An 18476-nucleotide genomic window follows, 5' to 3' on the forward strand; every position below is an offset into this window, starting at 1 on the left:
CCAACCGGCCCGCTCGCTCACAGGACGCCCGCCGTCCGGACCGGCAGCGAGCCGCCGGCGATCAGGACCGCGCGTTCGGCCCGGGTCGCGGGCCGCTTCTGGCCCCTTTCCCGTACGTACGCCAGATCCGGGTCGGGTTCGTCGGCGGCGTTGACGAACGAGCTGAAGCCACCCAGCTTCTCCGGGTCCCGCAGCGTCGCCGCCCACTCGTCCTCGTAGCCGCCGACGTGGGCGCTCATCGCCGCGTCGAGGTCGGCGGCGATGCCGAGGCTGTCGTCGAAGACGACGGCGCGTACGGCGTCGACCCCACCCTCGACCGACTCCAGCCAGGGTGCGGTCCGTTGCAGCCGGTCGGCGGTACGGATGTAGTAGATGAGGAAGCGGTCGATGGCCTGGACCAGGTCTTCGGTCGACAGGTCCTCGGCGAAGAGGACGGCGTGCCGGGGCGTGAAGCCGCCGTTGCCGCCGACGTAGAGGTTCCAGCCCCGGTCGGTCGCGATGACGCCGACGTCCTTGCCGCGCGCCTCGGCGCACTCCCGGGCGCAGCCGGAGACACCGAGCTTGAGCTTGTGCGGGGAGCGCAGCCCCCGGTAGCGCAGTTCGAGCGCGATCGCGAGGCCGACGGAGTCCTGTACGCCGTACCGGCACCAGCTCTGGCCGACGCACGACTTCACCGTGCGCAGCGACTTGCCGTACGCGTGGCCGGACTCGAAGCCGGCGTCGACGAGCCGGGACCAGATCGCCGGCAGTTGCTCGATCCGCGCCCCGAACAGGTCGATCCGCTGCCCGCCGGTGATCTTCGTGTAGAGGTCGAAGTCGCGGGCCACCTCACCGATCGCGATCAGGCCCTCCGGGGTGATCTCACCGCCGGGGATACGGGGCACGACCGAGTAGGTGCCGTCCTTCTGGAGGTTGGCCATCACGTGGTCGTTGGTGTCCTGCAACGCGGCGTTCTCGCCGTCGAGCACGTGCCCGTGCCCGAGCGAGGCCAGGATCGAGGCCGCGACCGGCCGGCAGATGTCGCAGCCCCGCCCCCGGCCGTGCCGGTCGAGCAGTTCGCTGAACGTGGTGATGCCGCTGACCCGCACGATGTCGAACAGCCGCGCCCGGCTGTGGGCGAAGTGTTCGCACAGGTTGTCGCTCACCTCGACGCCGGCCCGGGCCAGTTCGGCGTTCAGCAGCCGCTTGACCAGCGGCACACAGGACCCGCAGCTGGTGCCGGCCTTCGTGCACGCCTTCACCCCGGCGAGGTCGGTGCGGCCCTGGTCGGTCACCGCGCGGCGGATCGTGCCGGCGGTGACGTTGTTGCACGAGCAGACGGTGGCCGCGTCCGGCAGCTCCGTCGACGAGGGCGGCTCGACCCCGTCCGGCAGCAGCCAGCCGGTCGGGTCGCCGCCCAGCGAGCCGCCGACCATCGGCCGCAGGCCCGTGTACGCCGACGCGTCGCCGACCAGCATCCCGCCGAGCAGGGTCGACGCGTCGTCGCTGAGGACGAGCTTCTTGTAGACGCCGGCGACCGGGTCGGCGTACACGACCTCCAGGCTGCCGGCGGTGGCCGCGAACGCGTCGCCGAAGCTGGCGACGTCGACGCCGAGGAGTTTCAGCTTCGTGGAGAGGTCGGCGCCGGTGAAGGTGGCGGCGCCGCCCACCAGCCGGTCGGCGACGACCTCGGCCATCGCGTACCCGGGTCCGACCAGGCCCCAGACCCGGCCGGCGACGTGGGCGACCTCGCCGACGGCGAAGACGTCGGGGTCGCTGGTGCGGCAGTCGGATCCGGCGAGAACGCCGCCGCGCTCGTGTACGGCGAGGCCGGCGGCGCGGGCCAGTTCGTCGCGGGGCCGTACGCCGGTGGCGAAGACGACCACGTCGACCCCGACGGTGTCGCCGTCGGCGAAGACCATCCGGGCGACGTTGCCGTCCCGGCCGGCCCGCAGGCTCGACGTCGCGGTCGAGGTGCGGACCGTCACGTCGAGTCCCTCGACGATGCGCCGCAGGGCCGCCCCGCCGCCCTGGTCGAGCTGCACCGGCATGAGCCGGTCGGCGAACTCCACGACCGTCGTCGTGGCGCCGAGCGCGGTGAGCGCCCCGGCGGCCTCCAGCCCGAGCAGGCCGCCGCCGACCACCGCGCCGCGCACCGGCCGGCCGAGCTGCTCCTGCCGGCGCAGCACCCAGGTGCGCAGGCCCGCGACGTCGTCGACGGTCCGGTAGACGAAACAGCCGGGCAGGTCGCTGCCCTCGACCGGGGGAACCGTGGCGTAGGAGCCGGTGGCGAGCACGAGGGCGTCGTAGCCGTGCGCGGTGCCGCGGGCGGTGACCGTACGCCGGGCCGGGTCGATCGCGGTCACCGGTGTGTCGCGGTGCAGCCGGACCCCGGGCCGGGTCCACAGACCGGGGTCGCCGAGCAGCAGGTTGTCCGGGTCCAGGTCGGCGAAGTACGAGGTCAGGGCCACCCGGTCGTACGGGCGGCGGCTCTCCTCGCCGAAGACCGCGATGTCCCACTCCGTGTCGGCGCCGCGTTCGACCAGTGCCTCGACCAGCCGCTGTGCGACCATGCCCGCTCCGGCCACGACGAGCCGCTTCCTTGCCGTCATGGCTCAGACCGTAGGGATCAGGGGTTTCATGTCTTCGCTCCCGCTGTTACCGGCCAACGACGGTTGCCTCACGCGGCGAGCCGGCTGGCTGTGAGGGGCGGATCGGACCGCTCCAGCCACCGCGCGATCCCGCACACCAGTTCGCGACAGCCGCCGCAGCCGCTGGTGGCCCGGGTGTCCGCCACCAGCGCGTCGACCGACGTGCACCCGTCCGACCAGGCGTGGACGAGGTCGCCCTTGGTGACGCCGTTGCAGCGGCAGACGGTGGTGGACGAGGGCATCGTCGTCGGCGACGGGTTGGCCTCGCGCGGGGCGTCGGCGAGCAGGAGCGCGAGCGGGTCGGGCGGCACGATGCCGGGGCGGTCGTACTGGCTGGCCAGCCGCGCCGCCATCTCCGGTGCGCCGACACAGGTCAGCCCGACCAGGGTGCCGGCGCGGACGACCACCTCGACGTGGCGGCGGGCCCGGCGGTCGTCGAGCACCAGCACCCGGTCGGCGTCGCGGGCCGTCGAGGCGCGTACGCCCATCGTCACCACGCTCATCCCGACCGCCTTGAGCCGCATCGTCGCACCCTCGATCGGGATGGGCCCGACCGGTTCGCCGCGCAGCAGCCGGCGGGCGAGGGCGCGGGCCTGGGCCCAGCCCGGCGCGATCAGGCCGCTGACGCCGTCCGGGGTCTGCGCGCAGTCGCCGATCGCGGACACGTGCGGGTCGCCGGTACGCAGTTGGTCGTCCACCACGATCCCCCGGTCGGTCGGCAGGCCGGCGCGGGCGGCGAGGTCGGTGTCGGGGCCGGCGCCGCAGGCCAGGACGAGCAGGTCACAGTCGACCCGCCGGCCGTCGGCCAGCCGTACGGCGGTGACGTGGCCGCCGTCGGCCTCGACCGCGACGAGTTCGGCGTCCCGGACGAAGCCGATGCCGAGGTCGCCGGCGGTGCGGGCGACGATCTCGCCGACCGGCTCGTCGAGGTCGCGGTTCAGCATCGCGGACTCCGGGGCCAGCAGGCTGACGGCGGTGCCGCGGTGCCGCAGCGCGCAGGCGACCTCGACGCCGAGCGGGCCGACCCCGACGACGATCGCGTGGCGGGCGTTGAGCGCGGCGGCCGAGATGTCCCGTACGTCGTCGACCCGCCGCGCGGCGTACGCCCCGCCGGGCAGCCCGTCACACAGTCCCGGCACGTCCGGTATCCGGGGGCGGGCGCCGGTGCACAGGACCAGGTGGTCGTAGCCGATCCGGTCGGTGTCGGTGACGACCTCGCGGCGGACCGGGTCGATGGCGCGGACGGGTGCGTCGAGGCGTACCCGGACCCGGTCCGGGTCGAGCCGGGGCAGCTCGATCCCGGCCAGGTCGATCCGGCCGGCGAGGAGTTCCGACAGCATGACCCGGTTGTACGGCTCGTGCGCCTCGTCGCCGAGCAGGATCACGTGGAGGTCGCCGCCGGCCCGGTCATCAACGGCCCGGGAGGCACCGGCCCCGGCGGCGCGGACGAGTTCGTCGGCGAGCCGGTGGCCGACCATGCCGGCGCCGACGATCACGATCCTCACCGCGGCACCTCCCCCGCCGTGCCGTCGGCGACCTCGACCCGGACGGCGCAGACCTTGAACTCCGGCATCCCCGAGACCGGGTCGGTAGCGTCGTTGGTCAGGGCGTTGACCATGCCGGCGTCGGCGAAGTGGAACGGGACGAAGACGGTGTCGGGCCGGATGTCGGGGCTGATCCGGGCCGGCGCGACCATCGAGCCGCGGTCCGAGGTGAGCCGCAGGTCCACCGCCGCGTCGATCCCGAGCCGGTCGGCGAGGTTGGGGTGGATCTCGACGTACGCGTGGGGTTGGGAGTCGTTGAGCCGGGCGACCCGGCGGGTCTGCGCACCGGACTGGTAGTGCTGGAGCAGCCGGCCGGTGACGAGGTAGACGGGGGCGTCGGCGCGTACGTCGTCGGCGGGGCCGACCGCACGTACCGGCACCATGCGGGCCCGGCCGGTCGGGGTCGGGAACCCGTCCCGGAACAGGCGCGGGGTGCCCGGATGGGTCTCGTCGGGGCACGGCCAGTAGAGCGCCTCCCCCGCGTCGAGCCGGGCGTAGCTGATGCCCGCGTAGTCGGCGCGCCCGCCGGCGCTGGCCCGGCGCAGCTCGTCGAAGACCTCGCGGGGTTCGGTCGACCACGTTCCGGGCGCCGCCAGCCGGCCGGCCAGCCCGGCGAAGATCTCCAGTTCGGAGCGTACGTCGGGCGGCGGGTCGACGGCCTTGCGGCGGCGCAGCACCCGTCCTTCGAGGTTGGTCATGGTGCCCTCCTCCTCGGCCCACTGGGTGACCGGCAGGACGTAGTGGGCGAGCCGGGCCGTCTCCGACGGCACCAGGTCGCAGACGACGACGAGGTCCAGCGCCTCGATCCGGCGGCGGACCGCCGCGGCGTCCGGCGCGCTGACGACGATGTTGCTGCCGTGCACGAACAGCGCCCGTGGCCCGCCCGGGGCGCCGAGCATCGACAGCAGTTCGACGGCCGGCACGCCCTTGCCGGGGATCAGGTCGGGGTCGACGCCCCAGACCCGGGCCACGTGGGCCCGGGTCGCCGGGTCGTCGATCATCCGGTAGCCGGGCAACTGGTCGGACTTCTGGCCGTGTTCGCGGCCGCCCTGCCCGTTGCCCTGGCCGGTGATCGCGCCGTACCCGCCCCGCCCGGCCCCGACGGCGCCGAGCGCCAGCGCGATGTTGATCGCGGCGGTGACCGTGTCGGTGCCGTCGACGTGCTGCTCGACACCGCGCCCGGTCAGCACGAAGACGCCGCGACCGCCCCGGTGCGCGGCGGCGTCGGCGAGCAGCGCCGCGACCCGGCGCAGTCGCGGCTCGGCGACGCCGGTGACGTCCGCGACCCGCTCCGGCCACCACTCGGCCACGCTGCGGCGTACCCCGTCGAGGCCGTCGACCCGGTCCCGCAGGTAGGCCAGGTCGGCGAGCCCGCCCCCGAGCACGAGGTGCAGGAGCCCGAGCAGCAGTACGAGGTCGGTGCCGGGCCGGGGTTGCAGGTGCTCGCCGGCGCCGTCGTCGGTCAGCCGGGCGGTCGACGAGCGGCGCGGGTCGACGACGACGAGCCCGCCCCGTTCGCGGACCGGGCCGAGGTGCTGGACGGCGGGCGGCATGGTGTCGGCCAGGTTGCTGCCGAGCAGCAGGACGGCGTCGGCGTCGCGCAGGTCGGTCAGCGGGAACGGCAGTCCACGGTCGACACCGAGCGCCCGGTTCCCGGCCGCCGCGGCCGACGACATGCAGAACCGTCCGTTGTAGTCGATGAGCCGGGTCCGCAACGCCAGCCGGGCGAACTTGCCGAGCTGGTACGCCTTCTCGTTGGTCAGCCCGCCGCCGCCGAAGACGGCGATGGCGTCCGGTCCGTACGCCGCGCGCAGCGCGCCGACCCGGGCGGCGATGTCGTCCAGTGCCTCGTCCCAGCCGACCGGCTCGAATCCCGACGCGGTGCGACGCAGCGGGGTCGTGAGGCGGTCCGGCACCCGCAGCAGCTCGGTGCTCGTCCAGCCCTTCTGGCACATCCCGCCGTTGTTGGTGGGAAACGCCCGGGGTTCGGCGGCGAGCGGCTCACCGTGCAGCCGCTGGGCGCACTGCAGCGCGCAGTACGGACAGTGCGTGTCGGTGCCCTCGCCGCGCTGGGTCACGGCGGTCACACGCCCGCCTTCGCCATCTCGGTGCTCCGGCGCAGGTAGAACCACCAGGTGACGGCGATCATCACGGCGTAGATGCCGACGTAGACGAACAGGGCCGGCTCGATCGACCCGAACGCCGACGTCGACCATCCGTACGTCCGCGGCACCAGGAACCCGCCGTACGCGCCGACCGCCGAGATGATCCCGATCGCGGCGGCGGCCTGGCGTTTCATCGTCGCGGTGGCGGCGGCGTCGGCCGGGTCCACACCGTGCCGGAAGATCGCCGGGATCATCCGGTACGTCGAGCCGTTGCCGACCCCGGTCGCCAGGAACAGCACCATGAAGCAGGCCAGGAACAGCCCGAAGCTGCCCACCCGCAGCGCGCCCACCACACCGAGCACGCCGAGCCCCATCGCCAGGAAGCTGGCGGCGGTCACCACCCCACCGCCGACCCGGTCGGCGAGCCGGCCGCCGATCGGCCGCACCAGCGATCCGACCAGGGCGCCCAGGAACGCGTACGTCGTCACGTTCACCTCGGGGAACTGCCCCTTGATCAGCAGCGGGAAGGCGGCCGCGTAGCCGATGAACGAGCCGAACGTGCCAATGTAGAGGAACGACATCACCCAAGTGTGCAGGCGCTTCGCCGCCACGACACTGGAGCCGAAGTCGGTCCGGGCCACCGACAGGTTGTCCATGTAGCGCCAGGCCAGGAAGGCGGACAGCAGCGCGAGCGGCACCCACATCCAGCCGGCCCGGGCCAGGTGGATGCCGGCTCCGGCGGTCACGACCGCCGACACCACGAACGGTGCCTGCACCACCGCCACCCCGATGTTGCCGCCGGCCGCGTTCAGGCCGAGCGCCCAGCCCTTGTCCTTTTCGGGATAGAAGTACGAGATGTTCGTCATCGACGAGGCGAAGTTGCCGCCGCCGACGCCGGCCAGTGCCGCGACGAACAGCATCGTCCCGAACGACGTACCCGGGTCGGAGACCGCGAACGCCAGCGCGACGCACGGCACGACCAGGACCAGCGCGGACACGATCGTCCAGTTCCGGCCGCCGAACTTCGGCACCGCGAACGTGTACGGCAGCCGCAGCGTCGCCCCGACCAGGTTCGGGATCGCGACCAGCCAGAAGAGCTGGCTCTCGGTGAACGCGAACCCGACGCTGTTCAGGTTGACCGCGACGATGCTCCAGATCACCCAGACCGAGAAACCCAGGTGCTCGGCGAAGATCGACAGGACGAGGTTGCGGCGGGCGACCCGCCTGCCGGTCGACGCCCAGAATGCGGGATCTTCCGGCTCCCAGTGGTCGATCCACCGGCCGGTACGGCGGGACGGGGTGAGGTCGGTCGCGGCGGGGCGGACGGCTGTGGGGTTGGCCATGGCTGCTCCGTGGTCGACGACCCGGCCAGCGCCGGATCTGGTGACCGCGAAGCTTAGAACAGGCTGTTTCGGACTCCGCGCCTTCGCTGTGCGGAGCCCGTAACGCTTTCTTCACACGGTCGGCGGGGCGGGTGTGAGATCGGCCGAGGCCGGATTGTGCTCGTCTGTCGCCGGCCCGGAACCTAGGATGACCTGGCCAGCACCTCGCCGTACCGGTAACCGGCCATCCGCCGGCGGGCGGTAGCCTGCTGGCGCGGCACAGGCGCCCGTAGCTCAGCGGATAGAGCAGGAGACTTCTAATCTCAAGGCCGCAGGTTCGAATCCTGCCGGGCGCGCCCTCGTCTCGCGAGACGATCGGCCTCGATCGTCTGCGGTTCAGGCACTCGACACGCCGCACCAGGACTGTCTGAGCCGCAGACGATCACCACGACCTCAGAGCACCGAGAAGCCCACCGGGAGTCCGGAGCGGCCGGTGGCGGCGAGCAGCAGCGGACCGGCCAGCCCGTCGGGAGCGGCGAGGTCGGCGACGACGCGCAGCGCCTGGGCGGCGGCCGTCGGGGGCAACCCCGCCGGCAGGTCCAGTGCGGTGGCGAGGTCCGCCGTGTGGACGGTCAGCTCGAACGTACGGGTCGGCAGGTAGTCGCCGAGCCGCATGCCGCCGGCGATCGTGGTCACCGGTTCCGTACCGTCGCATGCCTCGACGAGCGGCAGCACCCGGGCGGCGATCTCCGCCACCGCGGCCGCCGGGTCGGCGCCGAGGGCGGCCCCGGCGTCCCGCCCCCGGGCCGCGGCGTCCGGGCCGGCGGCGGCGGTCCGGATGGCGCGGTAGTAGCCGGCGACGGAGGCGACCTCGACGGTCGCCGCCGGTCGGGCGAGGTACGACTCGACCGTCAGCAGGGAGCGGCTGGTGTGGCCGACGAGGGCGCGTACGTCCCACTCGCCCAGCCCGGGCCGGTCCCAGCGGTCGCCGACGAGGGCGGCGGTGCGGACGAAGCACTCCGCCGCGTCGGCGAACGCCCGACGCGACTCGTCCCACGGGTACGTCATGGCGTGAGGCTAGCGGTATCTGAACGGCCGCCAGGACCGCCCCGCGATCTCCGGTGGCCCGGTCAGCGTCGGTTTGATCGCGTGCCAGGTGGCCCGCCACTTCGCGGGTGGGCGGGCCAGGGTGGCGCACACCTCGCGCGCGAGTTCCTCGGGGCCACGGCCGCGTACGGGGATGTCGACGAAGATCTGGTAGTCGTCGTCGAGTCCGAGCGCGATCCGGAACGTGTCGTCGTCGCCGTAGGAATGGGCGACCCAGTCGGCTCTGAGCCCGTGGCCGAGCAGCCGTTCCCGGTCGATACCGGTCAGCACGAGACGTCCGGGCGGTCCGTGCCGGGGTCTCCCAGGAGTGGTCGGCGGCGACCCGGGCGAGTTCGGCGTCGTATCCGGTCGCCGCGAAGGTGACGGCCCGGTGCATGGGCACCTCCTTCGACCACTCCCAGTGCACCCGGTCGCCGTCGCGGGTGATGGTGACGTCGGCGGACGTCATCTCCGCGCCGTTCACGTGGACGAGCACCTGGAAGTCGCTGCCGGCCGGGCTCTGCGCCGGCCGCACCTCCAGCCGGAGCGAGTCGACTCCCGGCCGGCGGGTCGTCCCGCCGCCCGCCGCCACGGCGTAGCCGGTGGGAACAGCGCCCGGGCGGGGAATCCGGAGTTCGTCCAACGCCGTGCGGACGAGTTCGCGGATGTCCCACGAGGAGTCCCGCGCCGACGCGCCGGCGAGTTCGCGCAGCGCCGGTGAGTCCAGCCCGTCGACCAGCGCCCGGCAGGCGGCATCGATCATGTCCGCCGGGCCGTACCCGGAGTCGACGTCCCACCGCGTCGCTGCGTCGTACAGGCGTTGCTCGGCGGACTCACCGCTGTCGTCGACCACGTATCCCATCTTCCGCAACCGGCCTCCGGGCCGCACGCGGGTTGGGTGCCGGGCAGGTGTTGCTGTCGTGGCCCACAGCGAATTCGGCGTATCCACACTGAATTCGCTGTCAGCCACGACAGGCGTATGCCGCCCGGGCACCTCGGCCGCCCGGGCGCCTCGGACCTGGCCGAGCGGCCGCTCGCGGGAAGGAGACATCCATACATGCCCCGAAGAAGACGGTCTTGTAACGATTCGATCGTGAATGGCGGTCAGCGATCGGGTGAATCCCCTGTGTACCGGCCGTATGGCTGATGTTGCCAGATATGACGGGCGGCCTAGCGTCGGAGGACTCCCTGAAAGATCCACACCGGCGCGTGTGCCGCGCGCCGGGGCAGAAGGAGACGACAACTTGAGATTCCCTCCGACACCTACCGGCCGGGGCCGGCGCGGGCGGGTCGCCGGCGCACTGACCGCCGTACTGGCGGTGGCCCTGCTGCCGGCGCTGAGCCCGACCGGGGCGACCGCCGCGCCGCCGCCCGCCCCGACCGGGCCGTGGCACAAGGTGGACGGTGCGCCCGCCGCCGCCCGCGGCGGGCAGCCCGCCGACATCCAGGCCACGAAGCTGGCCGCGTACACCCTCGACCGCGACATGATCGCCGGCCAGCTCGAGCGGGCACCCGACGAGTCCGCCCGGGCCGCCACGCAGCAGGCGCCGCTGGTCCTGACCGTGCCCGCCCCCGACGGCAAGCTGCAGCGGTTCGAGGTCGTCGACTCGCCGGTCATGGAAGAGGGGCTGGCGGCCAAGCACCCGGACATCAAGACGTACGCCGGTAAGGGTCTCGACGACGCGACGGCGACGATCCGCGCCGACCTGACGCCGCTCGGCTTCCACGCGTCGGTCCGCTCGTCGGACGGCCCGTGGTACGTCGACCCGTACTTCCGGGACCAGAGCGTCTACGCCAGCTACTACGCCCACGACCTGGTCAACACCAAGGGCCCGCTGGTCGAGCGCGAGGACGTCGGGCACATGCACCACGACCTCGAGGACGAGATCACCGGGCTCCAGCAGGACTCCGAGGTCGGGCCGAAGGTGAAGCTGCGCACCTACCGGCTGGCCCTGGTCACCGACCCGTCGTACGCGAACTACTTCGGCGCGGACAACGTGACCGCCGCCAAGGTGACGCTGATCAACCGGGTGACCCAGATCTACGAGGACGAGACCGCGATCCGGCTCGTGCTGATCAACGACACCGACAAGACGAACCTGAACACGGTCGAGATGGCCGCCGGCCCGAACGGGCCGTGTGGCGCCTCGCCGTGCTACACCGAGGCGCAGCTGACCGGCTGCACCGGCGGCACGCTGAACCGCAACCGGATCGTCCTCGGCCAGCTCGTCGGCGCCAGCAACTACGACGTCGGGCACATCGGCTTCGGCCTGCCCGGTGGCGGCGTCGCCGGCCTCGGCGTGGTCGGCGGCGACGGCAAGGCCCGTGGCTGCACCGGCCTGCCGAACCCGATCGGCGACTACTTCGCGGTCGACTACGTGGCGCACGAGATCGGCCACCAGTTCGCCGGTAACCACACCTTCAACGGCACCCAGTGGAACTGCTCCGGTGGCAACCGCAGCGCCACGAACTCGTACGAGCCGGGCAGCGGTTCGTCGATCATGGCGTACGCCGGCATCTGCCAGCAGGACAACCTGCAGCCGCACAGCGACCCGTACTGGTCGCAGCGCACCTTCTTCGAGATCACCACGTTCATCAACTCGGCCCGGCCGGCGATCAACGAGGTGCAGACGGTCTCGCTGCGGGACTTCGACACCGACGGTGACTCGTTCAGCATCCGCTACCGCAACCAGCTCTCGGCGCCGATCGTGCGCGGCACCAACTACACGACCGCCGGCATCAAGGCCGCGATCGAGGGCATCGCCAGCTGGCCGGCCGGCGCCACCGTCACCGTCGCGGCGTTCGGCGGCAGCGGCGCGCTCAACGACTACGGCTTCCAGGTCACCTTCAACGGCGGTCCGCTGGCGCAGACCAACGTGACGTCGCTGACCCTGGGCAACCTCAACGGGGTCACCGGCTTCGTCGGTGAGACCGCCAAGGGCGGCCCGGTCGACAACGGCGGCTGGAAGATCGAGGAGACCGCCAACCACGCCCCGGTCGTCACCGTGCCGGAGACGTACACGATCCCGGTCCGGACGCCGTTCGCCCTGACCGGCAGCGCGACCGACGCCGACGGCGACGCCCTCACCTACCTGTGGGAGCAGAACGACCGCGGCGGCATCAGCGGTGGCAGCAGCGCCGGCACCGGCCTGGTCGACAACGTCAAGACCAACGGCCCGCTGTTCCGGGTCTTCGGCGAGGCGGCCATCGTCAGCGACTCCGACACCCAGCAGTACCACTCGCCGGGGCTGAACGCGGTCGGCAACAACCCGACCCGGGTCTTCCCCGACGTCAAGCAGATCCTGATCAACAACACCAACGCCAAGACCGGCGCCTGCCCGGCCGCGCCGGCACCGCCGGCCAGCGGCAGCGCGTCCAACGTGCCGGCGGCACTGGTGGACTGCTACTCGGAGTTCCTGCCGACCGCGGACTGGGTCGGCTACGACAACGACCGGACGATGCACTTCAAGCTCACCGCCCGGGACACCCGGCCGGGTGGCGGCGGCGTCGGCAGCGCGCAGACCGCGCTGGTGCTCGCCCCGGAGGCCGGACCGTTCCTGGTCACCTCGCAGGTGACCCCGTCGTTCCTGCTCGGCGGCTCGACCCAGACGATCACCTGGGACGTAGCCAACACCAACGTCGCCCCGGTCAACGCGACCAACGTGAAGATCTCGCTGTCGGTCGACGGCGCGAAGACCTTCCCGTACGTGCTGGCGGAGTCGACGGCCAACAACGGCAGCGCGACCGTGACGCTGCCGAACATCACCACGACCACCGCCCGGATCAAGATCGAGGCGATCGGCAACGTCTTCTTCGACCTCAACGACGCGGACATCCGCATCGACCAGGTCCAGGGGGCGGAGGTCACCTACACCGGCGACACGCTGGCGTACGCGACCGACGGGGCCGGCTCGGCCCAGGTGATGCTCCAGGCGAAGGTGACCGGCGAGTCCGGTGACGTCCGTGGTACGCCCGCCACCTTCAAGGCGGGCGACACCACGCTGTGCAGCACCGAGGTCAAGCTCGTGGCGTCCGACGTGACCGGCGGCTCCGCCGGCTGCGTGGCCACGCTGCCGATCGGCACGACCGAGGTGACCGCGGTGGTCGCCGGCCGCTACAACGGCACCGCCACCGGCACCGTCAAGGTCGTGGCCCCGAGCGGGGTCCTCTTCAGCGGCACGGGCTACGTCAAGGGCGGCCGTACGGCCGGCGCCTACCCGCTCGACGACGACCACCGGATCGAGCTGAACCTGGACGCCAAGTTCAACAACACCAGCGGCAAGCTGGTCGGCAAGGTCCTGGTCGGCTACCGCTCGGGTGACAAGCGGTACAAGTTCCAGGGCTCCGAGCTGCTGTCCTACGGCGCGGAGAAGGGGCGGACCTCCCGGGTCGCGCAGGCACGCTACAACGTGTCGCTGTTCGACCTGTCCACCCCGCAGAACCCGGTCGAGGTCGCGACCGGGCTGACCCTGCGGGTCAGCGCGACCGACAACGGCGGTCCCGGCCGCCGCGACACCGTGTCGATCACGGTGTGGGACGGGGAGCGCCTGCTGTTCTCGTCCGACTGGAACGGCACGGTGAGCGAGGAGATCAACCTGACCGCCTCCGGCGGTGACCTCGTCATCAGCTGAGCTGTCGGCAGGGTGGGGGCGCCGGACTCCGGTCCGGCGCCCCCTTCCATGTCCACAATCGGCATCATGTGATCGACCGGTGGCGCCGCGCATCCGGGCGTCTTTACGATCTACGCCATGAGCGACTGGGTCTGGATCGTCGGCGGTGCCGCGGTGGTTCTGGCCGCCACGGTGGTCACGGTGTTGGCCGTACGCCGCCGCAGGGCCCGCAACGCCGACCCGCTCGCGGCCGCCCGCCGCGCCATCCGGCAGAGTTCACGCGACCAGCGGCGTCGCGGCGGCCGGACCACGATCCGTGGCCAGGGACAGGGAGCCCGAAGCGATTCCTACGCCGGTTTGCGGGCCCGGACCGCGAACGTGGTCGGGCAGGGGGCGCCGCCCTCGGCGAACCGTTCGAGCACCAGCCCGGCGTCGAGGAACGCGTGCAGCAGTTCGGGCAGCGGCCGGTGCATGGCGCCCACCTTGTCGCGGACGCCCTGGTCGGTCCAGGACTCATGGGTCCAGTACGTGTCCAGGTAACCGGGCCTGATGACGACGGCGGCACTGTCGGCGCGGTCGGCGAACCCGCCACAGAACGCCGGGTGTACTCCGATGTGGACGAGCACGCCGCCGGGCCGCAGGATCCGGGCCGCCTCGCGTACGACGTCGGGGTAGTCGGGCATGTCGGTGTGCACCATCACCGCGACCGCGGCGGGTACGGCGTCGTCACGTACCGGGATCCGTCGCGCGTCGGCCCGGGCGATCGGCAACCGGCCCCGGGCGTGGCGCAGCATGCCGGCGGAGAGGTCCACGCCGAACGGGATCCAGCCCAGTTCGCGGATCTGCCCGGCGTGGGTGCCGGTGCCGCAGCCGATCTCCAGGCACCGGCCGGTGCCGGGCCCCAACAGGCCGGCGAGAAGGCGCCGGACGCCGATCGGGTCGGAATCACCCTGTTCGCCCAGGAACTCGGTCTCGTACCAGTCCGCTATCCCGTCGTATGCCGCCAGCCGCGCCATGCGATCCTCCCCGGGTTCGCGCGCGGCGGTCCGCCGCGCAGATCCATTGGCTCCCACGCGGGCCGTTCCCGCCGACCTGTTCGCGGTCAGCGCAAGTCCTTCCGGCGCCCAAGATCCCGGTGATCAGGGAGCTGGAGCCTGGACGCGCCGACGACACGCGCGACTTGATCCCTGATCACGCGGATCTTGGGGCACGGGACCTGGGGCAGGGGATCTTGGGCACGAAATCAGGAGGCAAACGGGCTTGCTGTCGTGGCAACCTGGGGTGATGGACGACAACCTGGACAGCGTGCTCGCCGCGGTCGGCCCCCGCCTGCGCACGCTCCGCCGGCAGCGGGAGATCACCCTGGCCAACCTGGCCGCGACGACCGGAATCTCGGTGTCGACCCTGTCCCGGCTGGAATCCGGCCAGCGCCGCCCCACCCTCGAACTGCTCCTGCCGCTCGCCCGGGCGTACGGCGTGCAGATCGACGAACTCGTCGGCGCGCCACCGACCGGCGACCCCCGGGTCCACCTGCGCCCGGTCACCCGCAACGGGATGACGATGATCCCGCTGACCCGGCGTGCCGGCGGGGTGCAGGCGTACAAGCTGCTCATTCCGGCCCGCCCGGACCCCGACCCGCAGACCCACGAGGGCTACGAGTGGATGTACGTGCTGAACGGCCGGTTGCGGCTGGTCCTCGGCGACAAGGATCTTGTGCTCAGCGAGGGCGAGGCCGCCGAGTTCGACACCCGGGTGCCGCACTGGTTCGGCAGCGCGGAACCCGGCCCCGTCGAGGTGCTCAGCCTCTTCGGCCGGCAGGGCGAACGCGCACACCTGCGGGCGAAGTCGGTCCACTGACCCGCCCGGGCCGTCCCCCGACCAGCCGGACCGCCGTCACCCTCACCGGCCCGGGTCGACCCCGGCACCGACGCCGGGGTGCCCTTCGCTGGCGGCGAGGATCTTCTTGCGCCGCCGGGCCGGCAGCCGGTCGACGTACGCGAGGCCGTCGAGGTGGTCGACCTCGTGCTGGAAACAGCGGGCGAGCGTACCGGTGCCGTCGAGGCGGATCGGCGCCCCGTGCCGGTCGAATCCGGTGACCGAGGCGGTCGCGGCCCGGGCCAGGTCGGCCCGCTCCCCCGGTACGGACAGACAGCCCTCGGAGTCGAGCACGAGTTCCCGCTGGTCGGGCAGGTGCAGCACGGGATTGACCACGTGGGCGACGGTGTGGACGCCGGTGGCGTCGGGGCAGTCGACGACGAAGATCCGGGCGTCGACGCCGATCTGGTTGGCCGCCAGGCCCACCCCTTCGGCGGCGTACATGCTGGCGAACATGTCGTCGATCAGCGCCGCGAGGGCGTCGTCGAACTCGGTGACCGGCGCGCAACGCCGGTGCAGGACCGGGTCGCCGTAGCGGGTGATCGGCCTCGGGGTACCGGAACGCGTCTCCACGGTTGCCTATCGTATGCAGTTGCGAGCCAGTCGCAGTAGGCGACGTAGGCCGGTGGCCGGCGGGAGCCGCCACGGTCGCCGTACCCTGGTCCGGGTGACTACGGTGCGGGACAGGATCGAGGCGGTGGTCCGCGGCGGCGTGGGCTACGAGGCCGGGCTGGACGCGTTGACCGTCGCCCCGGCCGCCGAGGTCGACCCGATACTCGTCGACGTCCTGCACGACGCGTTCGCGCGGCTGTGGCGGGGCGGCTGGCAGCCGGTCGAACTGCACCGGGTCGTGGCCCGCAACGGCACCGTGACGCACGCCCACCTGGTGACCGACGCGGTCGCCGCCCATCTTCGCCGGTTCCCGCGCGAGAGCGTCGACGAGCGGTGGCTGAGCCAGGCCGACGCGCTGGGCGCGCACGTCTGGTGGCGGGACTCCGGCGGCTACCTCGGCGACCTGGCCGGCCGGTGGAAGCTCGACCGGGTGGCCGTACTCGATCTGGTGTTGACCCTGCTCGGCATCCTGGCCGAACTGCCGCCGATCGAGGTCCTGATCCCGCCGCCCGGCACCGCCGCCCGGACCGCCGGCCCGCGCGGCCGGGTCGACCACCGGCTGCTGGACCGGGTACGCGCCCTGCTGGCCAAGGCGGAGTCGACCGCCTATCCGGCCGAGGCGGAGGCGTACACGGCCAAGGCCCAGGAACTGATCGCCCGGCACAGCCTGGACGAGGCGCTGTCGGCGGCGCGGGACGACACCGCGACGGTGGTGCCGTTCGCGCGGCGGATCGGCGTCGACCACCCGTACGAGAGCGAGAAGGCGTCGCTGCTGGACGCGGTGGCCCGGGCCAACCGCTGCCACCTGGTGTGGTCACCGGAGTTCGGGTTCGCGACCGTCTTCGGCTTCGACGCCGACATCGACGCGGTCGACCTGCTCCACGCGTCGCTGCTGGTCCAGGCGCACCGGGCGATGGCGCGGGCCGAGCCGCCGGGCGGCAAGGCCGGCCGGGCCCGGCTCAAGGCGTTCCGGCAGTCGTTCCTGGTCGCGTTCGCGGTTCGGATCGGCGAGCGGCTGGCCGGTGCCGCGAAGGCGGCGCTGGAGGAGGCGATCCGGCCCACCGGCCCCGTCGCGGAGCCCGGTCCCGTGGCGGCGACCGACCTGCTGCCGGTGCTCGCCGCCCGTGACGAGCAGGTGCGGGAGACGATGGACCGGGTCTTCCCGCGTACGGTCCGGGCCCGGGGCAGCCGGGTCGACAGCCGGGAGGGCTGGGAGTCCGGCCGCGCCGCCGCCGACCGGGCCGACCTCGGCACGGGCGGCTGACCGGCCGCCTGTCCCGGCGCAGTGAACCGCCCGGGGGCGGCGGGATCGTCGGGTGGTGCTCAGTCCCGCAGCGCGGCGGCGAGGAGGTCCCGGGTCGCCGCGTCGAAGGCGACCAACCGGACCTGCTCGACCTCGGTGGCGGTTTCCCGGATCGTCGCCACGGCGATCCGGGCCGCCCGGTCCGGTGGGAAGCCGTAGACGCCGGTGGCGATCGCGGGAAAGGCCACGCTGCGGGCGCCGATCTCGTCGGCCACCGCGAGACCGCGCCGGTAGCAGGAGGCCAGCAGCTCCGCCTCGCCGTGGTCGCCGCCCTCCCAGACCGGCCCGACGGTGTGGATGACGTGCCGGATCCGCGGCCCGAGGTCGAACGCGGACGTGGCGACGGCCTCGCCGGGCAGGCACGGGGCGAGGGCGGCACCGGCCTCGGCGAGCCGGGGCCCGGCCGCCCGGTGGATCGCGCCGTCGACACCGCCACCGCCGAGCAGCGACTCGTTGGCGGCCGTCACGACCGCGTCCACGTCCTCCTCGGTGATGTCACCGCGCACCACTTCGATCCTGGTCATGGCGCCGATGATGGCACGGTTCCCGCCCGCTCGCGGATGCCGCGTTCATGACACCGCCTGGCCGGTAACGGTTCGCGGTGGTGCGGCCGGGCGCAGTAGGACGACGCCGTCGAGGACGCGGCGGCTGGCCGGGACCGGCGGGCCGGGCGGTCGGCCCGTCGGCCGCGCGGCCGGACGCCGTGCCGGCAGCAGCCGGTAGTCGGCGACCGCCCAGCCGGCCCGCTCGACGGTGTCCATCGACTCCAGACCGTGGAGGGCGAGGCCGGCCCGGGCCCGGCCGGCGACCGCCGCCATTGCCCGCGCCGAGTCGGCCGACACCACGTCGGCCAGCCAGCCGGTCACCGCCGGCAGGCCGCGGAGCGTGGCGGCGAGCCCGGCCAGCTCGGCCGGCGGCAGGTAGACCAGCAGCCCTTCGGTCACCAGGACGGCCGGACCGTCGACGCCCAGCGCCGGCAGCCCGCGTACGTCGCCGGGAATCCGGCGCACCGGGCAGCTCGGTTCCGCCCCGCCGAGTACGGTCGCCTTGCGGGCCAGGATCTCGGGCGCGTCGACCTCGACGTACTCCCGGCAGGCGGAGAGATCCAGCCGATACGGCCGGGTGCAGAGCCCGGCGCCGAGGTTGACCACGGTGGCGCCCGGGTGGCGCCGTACCTCGTCCAGCAGCAGCCCGTCGATGAGCGTGGTCCGGTGCACGACCTCGTCGCGGCCGGCGGCGAGCAGGGCCCGCCCGGCCGCGTCGAGGGAGTCCAGGAACCGTTCGGCGTACGGGTCGGTGAGCCGGGGTGCGGGCTGACGGGTCTCCTCGGCCCGGCACGCCGCGGCGACAAGGGCGGTCGCCTGGATCTCTCCGGCTACTCCCACCGCG

General features: G+C 73.1%; 15 protein-coding genes and 1 tRNA gene. 5 read left to right on the top strand and 11 right to left on the bottom strand.

Annotation, left to right across the window (positions count from 1 at the left end; all coding sequences use genetic code 11):
- Window positions 1–17: 17 nt before the first annotated feature.
- From nirB to AB0M79_RS31155, 4 genes are all read right to left on the bottom strand, one after another.
- On the bottom strand, window positions 18–2591 hold the full coding sequence (nirB, locus tag AB0M79_RS31140) for a nitrite reductase large subunit NirB (RefSeq protein ID WP_364220679.1): 2574 nt from the start codon (window positions 2589–2591) through the stop codon (window positions 18–20).
- A gap of 68 nt (window positions 2592–2659) precedes the next feature.
- Window positions 2660–4135, bottom strand: coding sequence for an FAD-dependent oxidoreductase (locus AB0M79_RS31145; protein ID WP_364220682.1), 1476 nt, complete (start codon window positions 4133–4135; stop codon window positions 2660–2662).
- Window positions 4132–6261 carry a molybdopterin-dependent oxidoreductase gene (locus AB0M79_RS31150; RefSeq protein ID WP_364220685.1) on the bottom strand — a complete coding sequence of 710 codons (2130 nt, stop codon included), beginning with the start codon at window positions 6259–6261 and terminating at the stop codon, window positions 4132–4134. Before AB0M79_RS31150 ends, AB0M79_RS31145 begins: the two co-directional genes overlap by 4 nt.
- Window positions 6258–7622 carry an MFS transporter gene (locus AB0M79_RS31155; protein WP_364220688.1) on the bottom strand — a complete coding sequence of 455 codons (1365 nt, stop codon included), beginning with the start codon at window positions 7620–7622 and terminating at the stop codon, window positions 6258–6260. Before AB0M79_RS31155 ends, AB0M79_RS31150 begins: the two co-directional genes overlap by 4 nt.
- Before the next feature lie 262 nt (window positions 7623–7884).
- Between AB0M79_RS31155 and AB0M79_RS31160 the strand changes: the two genes are divergently transcribed.
- A tRNA-Arg gene (locus tag AB0M79_RS31160) sits at window positions 7885–7957 on the top strand.
- A gap of 97 nt (window positions 7958–8054) precedes the next feature.
- Here the strand turns inward: AB0M79_RS31160 and AB0M79_RS31165 are convergent.
- Together AB0M79_RS31165 and AB0M79_RS31170 are read right to left on the bottom strand one after the other, a co-directional pair.
- Window positions 8055–8669, bottom strand: a complete 615-nt coding sequence (locus AB0M79_RS31165) for a maleylpyruvate isomerase N-terminal domain-containing protein (protein ID WP_364220691.1) — start codon at window positions 8667–8669, stop codon at window positions 8055–8057.
- Between the two features lie 9 nt (window positions 8670–8678).
- The gene (locus AB0M79_RS31170; protein ID WP_364220694.1) at window positions 8679–8978 is read right to left on the bottom strand and encodes a hypothetical protein; all 300 of its coding nucleotides are present in this window, start codon (window positions 8976–8978) and stop codon (window positions 8679–8681) included.
- 104 nt (window positions 8979–9082) lie between these two features.
- On the opposite strand from AB0M79_RS31170, the gene AB0M79_RS31175 reads away from it, so the two are divergent.
- Complete coding sequence (locus AB0M79_RS31175; protein WP_364220697.1) at window positions 9083–9286, top strand: hypothetical protein; 204 nt, start codon at window positions 9083–9085, stop codon at window positions 9284–9286.
- Between the two features lie 645 nt (window positions 9287–9931).
- Window positions 9932–13318: a M12 family metallo-peptidase gene (locus AB0M79_RS31180; protein ID WP_364220700.1), complete on the top strand. Its 3387-nt coding sequence runs from the start codon at window positions 9932–9934 to the stop codon at window positions 13316–13318.
- A gap of 110 nt (window positions 13319–13428) precedes the next feature.
- Here the strand turns inward: AB0M79_RS31180 and AB0M79_RS31185 are convergent, their stop codons facing one another.
- Window positions 13429–13563, bottom strand: coding sequence for a hypothetical protein (locus AB0M79_RS31185; RefSeq protein WP_364220703.1), 135 nt, complete (start codon window positions 13561–13563; stop codon window positions 13429–13431).
- Between the two features lie 81 nt (window positions 13564–13644).
- The gene (locus AB0M79_RS31190) at window positions 13645–14313 is read right to left on the bottom strand and encodes a class I SAM-dependent methyltransferase (protein WP_364220706.1); all 669 of its coding nucleotides are present in this window, start codon (window positions 14311–14313) and stop codon (window positions 13645–13647) included.
- 268 nt (window positions 14314–14581) lie between these two features.
- Here AB0M79_RS31190 and AB0M79_RS31195 point away from each other — a divergent pair, with 268 nt between their 5' ends.
- Window positions 14582–15154: an XRE family transcriptional regulator gene (locus AB0M79_RS31195; RefSeq protein WP_357542618.1), complete on the top strand. Its 573-nt coding sequence runs from the start codon at window positions 14582–14584 to the stop codon at window positions 15152–15154.
- A gap of 42 nt (window positions 15155–15196) precedes the next feature.
- Here the strand turns inward: AB0M79_RS31195 and def are convergent, their stop codons facing one another.
- Entirely contained in the window at window positions 15197–15745 is a 549-nt protein-coding gene (gene def / locus AB0M79_RS31200; RefSeq protein WP_364220709.1) for a peptide deformylase, read from the bottom strand.
- Window positions 15746–15839: 94 nt separating this feature from the next.
- Between def and AB0M79_RS31205 the strand changes: the two genes are divergently transcribed.
- Window positions 15840–17048 carry a DUF2786 domain-containing protein gene (locus AB0M79_RS31205; RefSeq protein WP_364220712.1) on the top strand — a complete coding sequence of 403 codons (1209 nt, stop codon included), beginning with the start codon at window positions 15840–15842 and terminating at the stop codon, window positions 17046–17048.
- A gap of 59 nt (window positions 17049–17107) precedes the next feature.
- On the opposite strand, the gene AB0M79_RS31210 is transcribed toward AB0M79_RS31205, so the two are convergent.
- Window positions 17108–17611, bottom strand: a complete 504-nt coding sequence (locus AB0M79_RS31210; protein ID WP_364220715.1) for an O-acetyl-ADP-ribose deacetylase — start codon at window positions 17609–17611, stop codon at window positions 17108–17110.
- 45 nt (window positions 17612–17656) lie between these two features.
- Window positions 17657–18472, bottom strand: coding sequence for a class I SAM-dependent methyltransferase (locus AB0M79_RS31215; RefSeq protein WP_364220718.1), 816 nt, complete (start codon window positions 18470–18472; stop codon window positions 17657–17659).
- Between the last annotated feature and the right edge of the window lie 4 nt (window positions 18473–18476).

Source organism: Polymorphospora sp. NPDC051019, assembly GCF_040683055.1.
Classification (GTDB): Bacteria; Actinomycetota; Actinomycetes; order Mycobacteriales; family Micromonosporaceae; genus Polymorphospora; species Polymorphospora lycopeni.

Bases quoted from the DNA above. Each gene is read 5' to 3' on its own strand.
- AB0M79_RS31185 (WP_364220703.1), bottom strand. From the start codon at position 13,563: ATGGCGCGGCGGGCGGCCGCGAGCGGGTCGGCGTTGCGGGCCCTGCGG.
- AB0M79_RS31190 (WP_364220706.1), bottom strand. From the start codon at position 14,313: ATGGCGCGGCTGGCGGCATACGACGGGATAGCGGACTGGTACGAGACC.
- AB0M79_RS31175 (WP_364220697.1), top strand. From the start codon at position 9,083: ATGGGCACCTCCTTCGACCACTCCCAGTGCACCCGGTCGCCGTCGCGG.
- AB0M79_RS31165 (WP_364220691.1), bottom strand. From the start codon at position 8,669: ATGACGTACCCGTGGGACGAGTCGCGTCGGGCGTTCGCCGACGCGGCG.
- AB0M79_RS31195 (WP_357542618.1), top strand. From the start codon at position 14,582: ATGGACGACAACCTGGACAGCGTGCTCGCCGCGGTCGGCCCCCGCCTG.
- AB0M79_RS31210 (WP_364220715.1), bottom strand. From the start codon at position 17,611: ATGACCAGGATCGAAGTGGTGCGCGGTGACATCACCGAGGAGGACGTG.
- AB0M79_RS31155 (WP_364220688.1), bottom strand. From the start codon at position 7,622: ATGGCCAACCCCACAGCCGTCCGCCCCGCCGCGACCGACCTCACCCCG.
- nirB (WP_364220679.1), bottom strand. From the start codon at position 2,591: ATGACGGCAAGGAAGCGGCTCGTCGTGGCCGGAGCGGGCATGGTCGCA.